Source organism: Corallococcus sp. AB030 (genome assembly GCF_003668965.1).
Classification (GTDB): domain Bacteria; phylum Myxococcota; class Myxococcia; order Myxococcales; family Myxococcaceae; genus Corallococcus; species Corallococcus exiguus.
The window spans coordinates 1-13,794 of record NZ_RAWQ01000247.1; the positions used below are offsets into that span (position 1 = coordinate 1).

Genomic DNA, 13,794 nt, shown 5'->3' on the forward strand with positions numbered 1-13,794 from the left:
CTCCACCGGAGTCGCCGTGAGTCCCGCCCCCGTTCCCCGTGCCGAGCGTCTTGTCCCCACTCTGCGCAACCTGTTCGAGGAGCTGAGCGGCCTGGAACTGGCCGACGCGGATCCGGGCGCGAGCTTCCTGGAGCTGGGGCTCGACTCGCTGGTGCTCACGCAGGCGGCGCTCGCGGTGCAGAAGCAGTTCGGCGTGAAGGTGACGTTCCGGCAGCTGCTGGAAGAGGTCGCGTCGCTGGGACAGCTCGCCGCGTACCTCGACGGCCGCATGCCGCAGGAGACCGCGCCCGCGCCGGTGGCCGCCGCCCCGGCCGCGCAGATGACCGCGAACATCCTCGGACAGCCGCAGGCCGCCCCCTCCGCGGGCGCCGCGTTCCCGGCGCAGGCCATGCCTGCTGTCGGTGCCTTCCCCGCGCAGGGCGCGCCTGCGCAGTTCGCCTCCGCCGGTGCCGCGTTCCAGGCCCAGGCGATGGCCGCGCCCGCCGGGACGCTCCAGGCGCTCGTCGCGCAGCAGCTCTGGCTGATGACCCAGCAGCTCGCGCTCCTGTCCGGTCAGCCCGCGCAGGCGCTGGTCCCGCAGTCCTTCGCCCAGGCTCCCGCCGCGCAGCCTCAGGCCGAGCAGGCCCCCGCCGCGCAGCCGCAGGCCGCCCAGCCCACCGCTCCCGCTCCGGCCGCCGCGCCGGATGAGGCCGACCTCAAGGGCCCGGTGAAGTACGACGTGAAGAAGGCCTTCGGGGCCATCGCGCGCATCAGCCTGGCGCCGAAGGACTCGCTCACGCCCCGCCAGCAGACGTTCCTGGAGGACTTCACCCGCCGCTACAACGCGAAGACGCAGGGCTCCAAGCGCTACGCCCAGGACAACCGCAACCAGCTGTCGGATCCGCGCGTGGTGACGGGCTTCCGCCCGCTGCTCAAGGAGCTCATCTACCCGCTCGCCGTGAACCGCTCCAAGGGCTCCAAGCTCTGGGACATGGACGGCAACGAGTACCTGGACGCGCTCAACGGCTTCGGGTCCGTGCTGTTCGGCCACGCGCCGGACTTCATCACCCAGGCCGTGCACAAGCAGGTGGACGACGGCTACGAGCTGGGGCCCATGCACCCGCTGGCCGGCGAGGTCGCGAAGCTCGTCTGTGAGTTCACCGGCGCGGACCGCGCGGCGCTCTGCAACACCGGCTCCGAGGCGGTGATGGGCGCGATGCGCATCGCCCGCACCGTCACCGGCCGAAGCACCATCGCCATCTTCAGCGGCAGCTACCACGGCATCTTCGACGAGGTGCTGGTGCGCGGCACCAAGAGCCTGCGCACCGTGCCGGCCGCTCCGGGCATCATGGCGGGCGCGGTGCAGGACGTGCTGGTGCTGGACTACGGCACGCCGGAGTCGCTCGAAATCCTGCGCTCCCGCGCGGACTCGCTGGCCGCCATCATGGTGGAGCCCGTGCAGAGCCGCCGCCCGGACTTCCAGCCGCGCGAGTTCCTGCACCAGCTGCGCGACCTCACCCAGAAGTCCGGCTCCGTCTACATCTTCGACGAGGTCATCACCGGCTTCCGCATGCACCCGGGCGGCGCCCAGTCCCTCTTCGGCGTGCAGGCGGACGTGGCCACCTACGGCAAGGTCGTGGGCGGCGGCATGCCCATTGGCGTCATCGCGGGCAAGCGCCCGTTCATGGACGCGCTGGACGGCGGCCACTGGCAGTTCGGCGACGACTCCGTGCCCACGGTGGGCGTGACGTACTTCGCCGGCACGTTCGTGCGTCACCCGCTGGCGCTCGCCGCCGCGAAGGCCGCGCTGGAGCACATGAAGGCCGCGGGCCCGGAGCTTCAGCGCAGCGTGAGCGCCAAGGCGGACACGCTCGCCACCACGCTCAACGCGTTCTTCGACGAGGTGGGCGCCCCGCTGCGCATCAAGCACTTCGGATCGCTGTGGAAGACGTTCGTCACGGCGGACGCCGCGAACGCGGACCTGCTGTTCTGCCTGCTGCGCGACAAGGGCATCCACATCTGGGATGGCTTCCCGTGCTTCTTCACCACGGCGCACTCGGACGCGGACCTGCAGCGCCTCATCACCGCGTTCCAGGACAGCGTCACGGAGCTGCAGGACGCGGGCTTCCTGCCCGGCACGGCCCGCGCCCAGACGCAGGCCCCCGCCGCCTTCGATTCCAACCAGCCCCCCGTCCCCGGCGCTCGCCTGGGGCGTGATCCGCAGGGCAACCCCGCCTGGTTCGTCCCGCACCCCACGGTGCCCGGCAAGTTCGTCAAGCTGAGCGAGACCCGATGAAGACCCCCGCGACCCCGATTCAGGACCTGCCCGACGACTTCGACCCGTTCGCAGGGCCCGCGCTGCTGCTCACCGCGACGTCCACCGAGCCCCAGCGCGAGGTGTGGACCGGCGTGCAGATGGGCCCGGACGCGTCGTGCGCCTTCAACGAGTCCATGTCCGTGCGGCTGCACGGCCCGCTGAACGTCGAGTGCCTGCGCGCCGCGCTCCAGGACCTGAGCGAGCGGCACGAAGCGCTGCGCACCACGTTCAGCGCGGATGGCCTCACGCTGTGCGTGGCCGCCACCACGCCCTTCCCGCTGGAGCTGCTCGCGCTGGACGCGCTGCCGCCCTCCGAGCGCGACGCCCGCGTCCGTGAGCTCGTGGCCCAGGAGGTGGAGACGCCGCTGCCCCTGGAGTCCGGGCCGCTGCTGCGTCCGCGCCTGACCCGGCTGTCCGCGGAAGAGCACCTGCTGACGCTGACCGCGCACCACATCGTGTGCGACGGCTGGTCCATGGCGGTGATGCTGCGCGACCTGGCGACATTCTATTCGGCGCACGCGCGGAGCACCCCGCACACGCTGTCGCCCGCGCCCACGTTCAGCGACTACGCGCGCGCGCAGGCCCAGCTGGCCACGACGCCGGAGTACGCCGAGCACGAGCGCTATTGGCTGAAGCAGTTCTCCGGTTCGCTGCCGGTGCTGGAGCTGCCGCTGGACCGGCGCCGTCCGCCGTCCAAGACGTACAGCTCCCGGCGTGAGGACTACGTTCTGGAGCCCGCGCTCGTGGAGCAGATCAAGCGCGTGGGCGCGCGCCACGGTGGCAGCTTCTTCACCACGCTGCTGGCGGGCTTCAAGGCGCTGCTGCACCGGCTGACGGGGCTGGAGGACGTGGTGGTGGCCATCCCCGCCGCGGGCCAGTCCGTGGCCGGCCTGAAGGACCTGGTGGGCCACTGCGTGAACGCGCTGCCCCTGCGCAGCAACGTCGCCGCGGAGGCGCCCTTCACGCAGGTGCTCAAGCAGCTGCGCACCACGATGCTCGATGCCTACGAGCACCAGGAGTACACGTTCGGCACGCTGCTCAAGCAGCTGGCGCTGCCGCGCGACCCCAGCCGGCTGCCGCTGGTCAACGTGCTGTTCAACGTGGACCAGGCCGTCACGGGCGAGCAGCTGGCGTTCCAGGGCCTCACCTGCACCCTGGCGAGCAACCCGCGCCACTACGAGAACTTCGACCTCTTCATCAACGCGGCCGAGGCCCATGGCCGCGTGGTGCTGGAGTGCCAGTACAACACCGACCTCTTCGATGGCTCCACGGTTCGCCGCTGGATGTCATGTTACGAAGAATTGCTGCGGGGCGTGGTCGCCGACGCGGAATCGCCCGTTTCGCGCCTGCCGCTCTTGCCCGCCGCCGAGAAGCAGCGTGTGCTGGTGGACTGGAACGCCACGGAGAAGCCGTTCGACCGTCAGGCCTTCGTCCACACGCTCGTGGCCGCCCAGGCCCAGGCCACGCCGGACGCGATGGCCCTGCGCGTGGGAGAAGTGACGCTCACGTACCAGCAGCTGATCCAGCGCGCCCATCAGGTGGCGAACGCGCTGAAGCAGGAGGGCGTCGCGGCCGGAAGCCTCGTCGGCCTCTTCACGAATCGCGGCGCGGACATGGTCGTGGGCCTGTTGGGCATCCTCGAAGCGGGTGCGGGTTACGTCCCGCTCGACCCCGGCTTCCCGCCGGAGCGTCTGGCCTTCATGGTCGAGGACGCGAAGCTCTCCACCATCCTCACGCAGCAGGCCCTGGTGGCGTCCCTGCCGTCCACGAGCGTGAAGCCCCTGCTCATCGAGGACACGGCCTCGCAGCCCGAGTCCGCGCTCCCGGCGCAGGACGTCTCGCCGGAGGCCGTGGCGTACGTCATCTACACGTCGGGTTCGACGGGCAAGCCCAAGGGCGTGCGCGTCCCGCACCGCGCGGTGGTGAACTTCCTGGGCACCATGCAGGAGGCCCCCAGCCTCTGTGCCCAGGACGTGCTGCTGGCCGTCACCACGCTCTCCTTCGACATCGCCGTGCTGGAGCTGCTGCTGCCCCTCACCACTGGCGCCCAGGTGGTGCTCGCCTCGCGTGACACGGCTTCCGACGGCGCGCTCCTCAAGGCCGCGCTGGAGTCCAACGCCGTCACCGTCATGCAGGCCACGCCCTCCACCTGGCGCCTCCTGCTGGAGGCCGGCTGGCAGCCGCGTCCCGGCTTCAAGGCGCTCGTCGGTGGCGAGGCCCTTCCCCGCGAACTGGCTGAGTCGCTCCTCGCCCGCGTCGGAAGCCTGTGGAACATGTACGGCCCCACGGAGACCACCGTCTGGTCCACCACCTGGCGCGTGCAGCCTCCCCTCTCCTCCATCCGCATCGGCCGCCCCATCGCCAACACCCAGCTCTACCTCCTCGACCCTCACCTGGCCCCCGTGCCGGTGGGCGTCGCGGGCGAGCTGTACATCGGCGGCGACGGCGTGACGCTCGGCTACCTCCACCGGCCCGAGTTGACGCAGGAGCGCTTCCTGCCCAACCCCTTCCGCTCCGACGAGCGCATGTACCGCACGGGCGACCTGGCCCGCTGGCTGGCCGACGGCACCGTCGAGTACCTGGGCCGCAATGACTCGCAGGTGAAGCTGCGCGGCTTCCGCATCGAGCTGGGCGAAGTCGAGGCGGCCCTCGCCTCGCATCCGTCCCTGGCCCAGGCCGTGGCCCTCGTTCGCGAGGACCGCCCCGGTGACCGCCGCCTCGTCGCGTACCTCATCGCGCGGCCCGGCCAGACGATTCCGGCGGACGAAGCCCTGCGCGCGCACCTCAAGCAGGGGCTGCCGGAGTACATGGTGCCGCAGCACTTCGTGGCCCTGCCCGCGCTGCCGCTCACGCCGAACGGCAAGGTGGACCGCAAGGCCCTGCCTTCGCCGCAGGTGGAGTCGCAGGAGGACGCGTTCGTCGCGCCTCGCGATGAGACGGAGCAGAAGCTCGCTGCCATCTTCGCGGACGTGCTGGGGCTGCGCCGGGTGAGCGTCACGGCGGACTTCTTCCGTCTGGGTGGCCACTCGCTGCTGGCGTCGCAGGCCCTCACGCGCGCGAGCCGTGACCTGGACGTCAGCCTCACGCTGCGCCGAATGTTCGAAGCGCCCACCGTGGAGAAGCTGGCCCGGCTGGTGCGCGGCGACGACGGAGCCACCAGCCCCGCGCAGCGCATCTCCGCCCGCGCCGGCACCGCGCCCGCGCCGCTGTCCCTCATGCAGCAACGGCTGTGGTTCCTGGAGCAGCTCAACCCGGGCACGGCCGTCTACAACCTGCCCTCCGCGTTCCGCCTCCACGGCGCGCTGGACGTGGGCGCGCTGCGCTTCAGCTTCAACAAGCTGATGGAGCGCCAGTCGTCCCTGCGCACCTTCGTTCGGTGGGACGAGGGCACGCCGGTGCAGCACGTTGCCCCGTCCCTGACGGTGGAGCTGGAGCCGGTGGACCTGGAGCCCGTCCCCGCCCACACGCGTGAGGAGGACCTGCTGCGCCGCCTCCAGGCGATGGCGGACGAGTCCATCCCCATCACCGCCGCGCCGCTGTTCCGGCTGACGCTGTTCCGGCTGGGCGCCAACGAGCACGTCCTCTTCTTCATGCCCCATCACCTCATCTGGGATGGGTGGTCGTTCGACGTGTTCCTGCGTGAGCTGGACGTCATCTACTCCGCGCTCACCCAGGGCCAGGAGCCCAAGCTCCCCACCCTGCCCATCCAGTACGCGGACTTCACCGAGTGGCACCGCAACTGGCTCCAGGGCGAGGAGCTGGAGCGGCAGGCGCGCTACTGGAAGGGGAAGCTCTCCGGGAACCTGCCCGCGCTGGAGCTGCCCACGGACAAGCCGCGCCCCGCGCAGATGAGCCTCAAGGGCGGGACTGAGCCCTTCGTCCTCACCGGCGCGGAGGTGGCCGCCCTCACGAAGCTGGGCCGCGAGTCCAACGCGACGCTGTACATGGTGCTGCTCACGGCGTTCAAGACGCTGCTGCACCGCTACAGCGGCCAGGAGGACCTGGTCGTGGGCACGCCCATCCGGGGCCGCTCGCATCCGGAGGTCGAGGACCTGCTGGGCTTCTTCGTCAACACGCTCGTCCTGCGCACGCAGTTGGCGCCGGAGCAGACGTTCCGGCAGCTGCTGGAGCGCGTGCGCACCACGTGCATGGAGGCCTTCGGCCACCAGGACATGCCCATCGAGCTGCTGATGCAGCAACTGGGCGTGCAGCGCGACCTGAGCCGCACGCCGCTGTTCCAGACGTTCTTCACCTTCCAGGACGTGCGCAACCGAGGCTCCAGTCTGGGTGACCTCACCTACGGCCAGGTGCACGTGCACGCGCACGCGACGCCGCTGGACCTGAGCTTCTGGGTGAAGGAGACGGCGAACGGCATCGTCGGCGGCATGGACTACAACACCGACCTGTTCGAGCGGGACACCGTCGTCCGCATGCTCGAGCAGATCCGCACGCTGCTGCGCGCCGCGGTGTCCGACGCGGAGGTGCCGGTGTCGCGCATGCCGCTGCTTCCCGAGTCGGAGAAGCAGCGCGTGCTGGTGGACTGGAACGCCACGGAGAAGCCGTTCGACCGGAACGCCTTCGTCCACACGCTGGTGGCCGCGCAGGCCCAGGCCACGCCGGACGCGGTGGCGCTGCGCTCCGGCGCCGTGACGCTCACGTACCAGCAGCTGATCCAGCGCAGCCACCAGGTGGCGAACGCCCTCAAGCAGGAGGGCGTCACCGCCGGAAGCCTTGTCGGCCTCTTCACCGAGCGCGGTCCGGACATGGTGGTGGGTCTGCTGGGCATCCTCGAAGCGGGCGCGGGTTACGTCCCGCTCGACCCCGGCTTCCCGCCCGAGCGTCTGGCCTTCATGGTCGAGGACGCGCAGCTCTCGCTCGTGCTCACCCAGCGCGCGCTCCAGAGCACCCTGCCCTCCACCACGGCGAAGTCGCTCTTCGTCGAGGACACCACGTCGCAGGCGGACACGGCCCCCGAAGCTCCCGCCGTCACGCCGGAGGCCGTGGCGTACGTCATCTACACGTCGGGTTCGACGGGCAAGCCCAAGGGCGTGCGCGTTCCGCACCGCGCGGTGGTGAACTTCCTGGGCACCATGCAGGAGGCCCCCAGCCTCTCTGCCCAGGACGTGCTGCTGGCCGTCACCACGCTCTCCTTCGACATCGCCGTGCTGGAGCTGCTGCTGCCCCTCTCCACCGGTGCCCAGGTGGTGCTCGCCTCGCGTGACACGGCCTCCGACGGTGCGCTCCTCAAGGCCGCGCTGGAAGCCAACGCCGTCACCGTCATGCAGGCCACGCCCTCCACCTGGCGCCTCCTCCTGGAGGCCGGCTGGCAGCCGCGCACCGGCTTCAAGGCCCTCGTCGGTGGCGAGGCGCTTCCCCGCGAGCTGGCTGAGTCGCTCCTCGCCCGCGTCGGAAGCCTGTGGAACATGTACGGCCCCACGGAGACCACCGTCTGGTCCACCACCTGGCGCGTGCAGCCTCCCCTCTCCTCCATCCGCATTGGCCGCCCCATCGCCAACACCCAGCTCTACCTCCTCGACGCGCACCTGGCCCCCGTGCCGGTGGGCGTCGCGGGCGAGCTGTACATCGGCGGCGACGGCGTGACGCTCGGCTATCTCCACCGGCCCGAGTTGACGCAGGAGCGCTTCCTGCCCAACCCCTTCCGCTCGGGCGAGCGCATGTACCGCACGGGCGATTTGGCCCGCTGGCTGGCCGACGGCACCGTCGAGTACCTGGGCCGCAATGACTCGCAGGTGAAGCTGCGCGGCTTCCGCATCGAGTTGGGCGAAGTCGAGGCGGCCCTCGCCTCGCACCCGTCCCTGGCCCAGGCCGTCGCCCTCGTTCGCGAGGACCGCCCTGGCGACAGGCGCCTCGTCGCGTACCTGGTGACGAAGCCGGGACAGGCCTACACGGACACGGAGCTGCGCAAGCACCTGCGTTCGCAGCTGCCGCAGTACATGGTGCCGCAGCACTTCGTGGAGATGGAGGCGCTGCCCCTCACGCCGAACGGCAAGGTGGACCGCAAGGCCCTGCCGCCTCCGGCGGGCACCACGCGCGCCGTCGAGGACGCCTTCGTCGCGCCGCGCACGCCGACGGAGCAGCACCTGGCGCGCATCTGGCGGGAGGTGCTCGGCATCGCGCAGGTGGGCGTGCACGACAACTTCTTCAACATCGGCGGGCACTCGCTCCTGTCCTTCCAGGTCGTGATGCGCGTCAAGAAGGAGCTGAACCAGGAGCTGCACCCGCGCACGCTCCTGCTCAACACGCTGGAGCAGGTGGCCTCGCAGCTGACGCCCGCGGCGGCGGCTCCCACGCCCGCAGTCAGGACGCAGCCCGTCATGCCGCCAAAGACTGCCACCCCGGAGACTTCTGTTCCCCTGGCGCAACGCTTGTTCAATAAGCTGAAGGGGAAACTGCCGGGGCGCTCGGACTGAGCGGCCCTTTGAGGAGAATGGTCAGACCGTGACGCCCTGTTTCTTCGGCACCTCCGAACGACAGCTCTTTGGCATGCACCACCCCGCGCAGGGCGCCGAGCGCTCCACCGGGGTGGTGCTCTGCTACCCCGCCGCGCAGGAGTACATGTTGACGCACTGGGCCTTCCGGAAGCTGGCCGGAATGCTCGCGCGTGAGGGCTTCCACGTCTTCCGCTTCGACTACTACGGCACGGGGGACTCGGCCGGCGAGGCCCACGAAGGCCGGGTGGCCACGTGGGTCCAGGACATCCGCAACGCCGTCAATGAGTTGCAGGACGTGACGGGCGTGCAGCGCGTGGCGCTCGTGGGCCTGCGGCTGGGCGCGGCGCTCGCGGTGCGCGCCGCATTGGAGGGACTGTCCACCGCCGCGCTCGTGCTCTGGGAGCCCCTGGTGGAGGGCGAGGCCTGGCTCCGGGAGCTGGAGCTGCTCCAGGCGCGCCGGGACACCCGCACGCTCTTCCCGCGGCCCGAAAGCCCGCTGGAGGTGCGCGAGGAGCTGCTCGGCTTCTCGTTCCCCCGCGCCCTGCGCGACGACATCCTTTCGCTGGACCTGGCCGCGCTGCCCGCGTGGCCGTCAACGCGCACGCACCTGGTGGCCAGCGCGCAGAAGCCCGAGTACCAGCGGCTCCAGGAGCACCTGGAGAAGACGGGCCTGCCCTTCCAGCACCACCTGGTGCCCGAGGAGGGCGCGGGCGGCCAGGAGTCCGCGCTCTTGTCCAACCGCATCCTGCAGACCATCACCACGCTGCTGAAGGAGGCCGCGTGATGCGCGAGCGCATCTGTACCTTCGGCCCCGAGCAGAGCCTCGTGGGCATCCTCACGGAACCGGACCCGGCGAAGGTCCTGCCGGAAGCGCCCGTGGTGGTGCTGTCCAACGTGGGCCTCAACCACCATGTGGGCCCGTACCGGGTGTGGGTGGAGCTGGCGCGCCAGCTGGCGGGGCGCGGGTTCACCACGCTGCGCTTCGACCAGTCCGGACTGGGAGACAGCCGCCCCCGCCGCGAGGGCGGCGCCGACGAATTCCAACGTGCCCGCGAGGAGACGCGCGCGGCGCTCGACTACCTGGAGCAGAAGAAGGGCCAGAAGCGCTTCGTGCTGATGGGCCTGTGCTCCGGCGTGGACAGCGCGCACGCGGTGACGGTGGCGGATCCGCGCGTGGTGGGCGCGGCCTTCATCGACGGCTACACGTACCGCACGCTGGGCTACCACCTGCGCTTCCACCTGCGCTACCTGAGCCCCCGCCGGTGGACGCGCTTCCTGCGCAAGCGCAAGCTGCCCGCCCAGCTGCGCGAGGCCGGAGAGGCCGACGAGGTCTACACGCGCGAGTACCCGGAGCGCTCGCAGCTGACGCAGGACTACAAGCAGCTCATGGAGCGCGGCGTCAGCCTGTGCTTCGTGTTCTCCGGAGGCATGGGGCTGTCCTTCAATCACGAGGGCCAGTTCTACGAGATGCTCTCGCCGCTGAAGCTGGAGGGCCGCGTCACGTACGCCTTCTACCCGCGCGCGGACCACCTCTTCTCCGTGCCGGAGGACCGCGCGGAGCTCCTGCGCAAGCTCACCGCCTGGGCCGTGGGGACGGTGCCTCCGCGAGCACTGACGGGCTGACGGGCGCCTGCTCGCCCGGCGAGCGGGGACGCGGCTGGGGGTCGGGTGTGCGTCAAGCGCTTGTTTCCCACCCGACGGTCGCCACCTTCGAAGCACACACGTTCTTCGAAGGAGCGCCACCCATGAAGCTCCCCCTGATGGCAGCACTGGCAACACTCGCCTTCTCCGGTCAGGCGTTCGCGCAGAGCCACACCGACCACGAGGCGCCGCCCATGCAGGAGCCGTCCACGGACGCGCCCCAGGACAGCGCGGAGCGCTGGGACAAGGCCACGGGCGGCTCGGGCTCGTCGGACGTCCTGGCCCCGGATGACGACAGCGTCGTGGACCCGGCCCGCGTCGATGAGGGCGTGGGCGGCTCCGGCTCCACCGAGCAGGGAAGCAACAGCACCAGCGACCACTCGTCCTCGGCGAAGCCGGGCACCCCGAACGCCGGCACCCCGGGCAACAAGGGGGCGAAGATGGAAGTGACGCCGCCGGCCTGGGACAAGAACAAGGAGATGGGCAGCCCCGTCAGCCCCACCACGGGCACCCCGCCGGTGGAAGGCAGCGCGGGCAACTAGCGTCCGCCCCGCTTCGACAGACGCTGTAATGTCAGACGTGGACGGGCTTCGTGTGAGTGAAGCCCGTCCATACCCCTTGTGGGGGACAGACCTCCGGGCTTTCCAGCCTGTAAGTCCTTGCATGGACTGGTTGGAAGGAGGCCCGTGGGATGAACCTTACCGCGCACGAACAGGTGCTCGTGCTCGAGCTGACCCGGGCACTCTCCAGTTCATTGGATTTGACCGAGGTCCTGGCCCGCGCCCAGGGAATCCTCACGCAGCTCCTGCCCTGCGACTACGCGGCCTTGTGCGTGTCCAGGCCGGAGCGGCCCGGGGACTATGAATGGATGGGGCTGGGGGCCCCGGGCATCCTCTTCGCGCACTACCCGGAGCTGGCCACGGTGGGCGTCGCGCGCGCCACGAACCAGGTGTCGAGCAAGGAATTGAAGCGCAACCTCCTGTACCTGCGCTGCCGGGAGATGGGACTCCCGCTGGAACACGTCCTGGCGGTGCTGCTGGAGCTGCGGCAGGACTGGCACGGCGGCTTCACGCTGTACCGGGAGCAGACCCTGCCCTTCTCCGAACGGGAACAGGACCTGCTGGAGGACCTGAAGCCCTACCTGGCGAACACGGTGCGCAACTGCCGGATGTTCGAGCACGAGGCGATGCGGGGAGACCTGCTGGACGCCCTCTTCCACCACCAGGGCGCCGAGTGCGTCGTGATGGATCCACCGGAGCACGAGAAGCTGAGGACCCCTGGAGCGACGGAGCTCCTGCGGCGCTGGTACCCGGAGGAGATGAAGGCGGATGACTCACGCCTGCCCCAGGAGCTGCGCGAGCACCTGACGCGTCTGCAGACTCCGGGGATGAATCGGCTCCTGAGCGTGGACACCTGGACGCGCTCCGGGCTGAAGCACGACCTGAAGGTGACGTTCGTGGAGCTGCCGGAGCAGCGCGGCCACCATCCCTGGGGGCTGGTGTTGCAGGAGTGCTCGCGGGCCATTCCGATACCGGAGCCCTGGCGCCAGAAGCTCTCCAGGCGCGAAGCGGAAGTGGTCCAGGGGGTCCTCCGCAACTGGACGAACGAGCTCATCGCCGAGGACCTGGGCCTGACGCTCAACACGGTGAAGACGCACCTGCGCAACATCTTCCCCAAGCTGGGCATCGAGAGCCGCACGGACCTCCTCTACCAGGCCGCCTGGAGGCAGAAGCCGGGGTGAGGAGGCCTGGGCGCGCGTGCTCAAGGCTCCCGGAAGAACTTCGGGAACAGGGCGCGCGTGGTGCGGGCGGAGAGGATGAGCGCGGCCTGTTCCGCCGGGGACGTGAGCTTGCGCAGCTCCGTCTCCAGGTCGGCCACGTGGTCGCCGTCCGCGGCGCCGTGGCCCTTGAGGAAGAGGACGGCCTTGTCGATGTTGGGGATGCCGCTCTCCGCGATGAGCCGGTCCACGGAGCCCGGGGCCCGGTTCACGGACAGGTATTCCAGCACGTAGGCCGTGCCCAGGAACGCGGTGGGCACGCCCGACTGCGTGGTGAAGCGGTTCCACTCCACGTAGGCGCGCACGGCGGTGCAGATGGGCGCGCGCTCCACGCGCTCCTCCGTCCAGCCCAGGGCCTTCAGGTCCTTGAGCAACCACTGTTCATGGCCCCGCTCCTCGTGCGCCTTCTGGAACAGCAGCTCCGCGAGCGCGGGGTTGCGGCCCTCGCGGTGCACGCGCTCGCCGGACTCGGTGAAGAAGCCCTCGCTCCACCGCACGTACTGGTACGACTGGATGAGGTAGTGGACGTAGTCGTCCTGGCGGATGCGCCCCTCGAAGAGGCGCTGGACACCCGGCGTCACGTCCAGCTCATGCACGAGCATCCGCGCCTCGTGCCGCAGGGAGTCCAGCCAGTCCGTCTTCGCCGTCTGCTCATGCCTGGGCTGCTTGCACATACACGTCTCCTGACTGGGGCCCGTGAAGGCCCGGTGGGTGTTGCGTTGAGGGTGAAGGGGGAAGTGCGGAGCGCGCCGGCCTGGGGTCAGGCGGCGTCGGCGTCCAGCGACTCGAAGAGCTTCAGCGTCCGCCGCGGAATGTCATCCAGCGCGGCGACGAGCGGCACGGTGAAGCGGTTGAAGGCGGGATCGAAGTGCGGCGGCGCGATGAAGCGCGCACCCAGCTTGTCCGCGAACAGCGACAGCACGGACGGCATGCGCAGGGCGGTCAGGTGGCCCTCGCGGGCCTGGGTGCGCTGCTCCGCGGTGAGCCGGGCGGCCAGGGGTTCCGCGGGCGGCGGGGGAAACTCCCGGGTCCGTACGCGGAAGCCATCGCTGACCCAGCCCTGGCGCGCGGCGGCGAGGAAGTAGAGGTCCGCCTCCTCCTGCGAGTCCGTCTCCATGTTGGCCGCGGCGATCCAGTGGGTGACGCCGCGTCGGCGGCTCTCGCGGTACAGGCCGGCCTGGAGACGCAGCACGGCGGAGTTCCGGTGGCTCCGGGTGACGCAGTAGCGAGTGGTCTCCGCGAACACGCGGCCCGGCGCGACGAGCTCCGACAGGTCGAGCTTCTTCTCGATGTCCAGCCCCACGAGGGTGTCCGCGAAGGCCGCCACCTCCGCGTTGGGCGTCAGCAGCCGGGCGGTCGCCACCGGCTCCGCGCCCGAGTAGACGACGACGTGGGAGGTGGTGCGGAGCGTGTCGAAGCAATCCGCTTCACGCGGGGCCCGGGGCCGCTTGGGCCCCAGCATCCGCATCTCCTCGCCAAAAACCCGGTAACGGATGCGGAGCGCGTCATCCAGTTCGCACTGCGCTGTGGCGACACGGCAACTCAATGAAGACATGGCGGGTCTCGCTTCCACGGTGCTTGCCGGACTTGTGTGTCCGGCCCCGACCTTTCATTCGTCGCTGCCCTGC

The 13,794-nt window shown here is 70.4% G+C and carries 8 protein-coding genes; 6 read left to right on the forward strand and 2 right to left on the reverse strand.

Annotated elements, in window-relative coordinates; genetic code table 11:
* The 6 genes from D7Y15_RS37980 to D7Y15_RS38005 all read left to right on the forward strand — a co-directional run.
* Positions 1 to 2,275, forward strand: a 2,275-nt coding sequence (locus tag D7Y15_RS37980) for an aminotransferase class III-fold pyridoxal phosphate-dependent enzyme (protein ID WP_121755622.1), incomplete at its 5' end; no start/stop codon positions are given.
* Positions 2,272 to 8,727 carry a non-ribosomal peptide synthetase gene (locus D7Y15_RS37985; protein ID WP_121755623.1) on the forward strand — a complete coding sequence of 2,152 codons (6,456 nt, stop codon included), beginning with the start codon at positions 2,272 to 2,274 and terminating at the stop codon, positions 8,725 to 8,727. The genes D7Y15_RS37980 and D7Y15_RS37985, both read left to right, overlap by 4 nt.
* A 28-nt stretch (positions 8,728 to 8,755) precedes the next feature.
* Positions 8,756 to 9,532 (forward strand): alpha/beta fold hydrolase, encoded by a 777-nt coding sequence (locus tag D7Y15_RS37990; RefSeq protein ID WP_120579961.1) that lies wholly within the window; start codon positions 8,756 to 8,758, stop codon positions 9,530 to 9,532.
* Complete coding sequence (locus D7Y15_RS37995; RefSeq protein ID WP_120579960.1) at positions 9,532 to 10,371, forward strand: alpha/beta fold hydrolase; 840 nt, start codon at positions 9,532 to 9,534, stop codon at positions 10,369 to 10,371. Before D7Y15_RS37990 ends, D7Y15_RS37995 begins: the two co-directional genes overlap by 1 nt.
* Before the next feature lie 122 nt (positions 10,372 to 10,493).
* The gene (locus D7Y15_RS38000; protein WP_121755624.1) at positions 10,494 to 10,931 is read left to right on the forward strand and encodes a hypothetical protein; all 438 of its coding nucleotides are present in this window, start codon (positions 10,494 to 10,496) and stop codon (positions 10,929 to 10,931) included.
* 149 nt (positions 10,932 to 11,080) lie between these two features.
* Positions 11,081 to 12,130: a LuxR C-terminal-related transcriptional regulator gene (locus tag D7Y15_RS38005; protein ID WP_120579958.1), complete on the forward strand. Its 1,050-nt coding sequence runs from the start codon at positions 11,081 to 11,083 to the stop codon at positions 12,128 to 12,130.
* A 20-nt stretch (positions 12,131 to 12,150) separates the two neighbouring features.
* Here the strand turns inward: D7Y15_RS38005 and D7Y15_RS38010 are convergent, their stop codons facing one another.
* Positions 12,151 to 12,840, reverse strand: a complete 690-nt coding sequence (locus D7Y15_RS38010) for an iron-containing redox enzyme family protein (RefSeq protein WP_120579957.1) — start codon at positions 12,838 to 12,840, stop codon at positions 12,151 to 12,153.
* Between the two features lie 86 nt (positions 12,841 to 12,926).
* Complete coding sequence (locus D7Y15_RS38015) at positions 12,927 to 13,721, reverse strand: GNAT family N-acetyltransferase (RefSeq protein ID WP_121755625.1); 795 nt, start codon at positions 13,719 to 13,721, stop codon at positions 12,927 to 12,929.
* Positions 13,722 to 13,794 lie beyond the last annotated feature (73 nt).

What these genes read in the sequence shown, in the direction of transcription:
- D7Y15_RS38000 (WP_121755624.1), top strand. Translation starts at nt 10,494, where the DNA reads ATGAAGCTCCCCCTGATGGCAGCACTGGCAACACTCGCCTTCTCCGGT.
- D7Y15_RS37985 (WP_121755623.1), top strand. Translation starts at nt 2,272, where the DNA reads ATGAAGACCCCCGCGACCCCGATTCAGGACCTGCCCGACGACTTCGAC.
- D7Y15_RS38005 (WP_120579958.1), top strand. Translation starts at nt 11,081, where the DNA reads ATGAACCTTACCGCGCACGAACAGGTGCTCGTGCTCGAGCTGACCCGG.
- D7Y15_RS37995 (WP_120579960.1), top strand. Translation starts at nt 9,532, where the DNA reads ATGCGCGAGCGCATCTGTACCTTCGGCCCCGAGCAGAGCCTCGTGGGC.
- D7Y15_RS38010 (WP_120579957.1), bottom strand. Translation starts at nt 12,840, where the DNA reads ATGTGCAAGCAGCCCAGGCATGAGCAGACGGCGAAGACGGACTGGCTG.
- D7Y15_RS38015 (WP_121755625.1), bottom strand. Translation starts at nt 13,721, where the DNA reads ATGTCTTCATTGAGTTGCCGTGTCGCCACAGCGCAGTGCGAACTGGAT.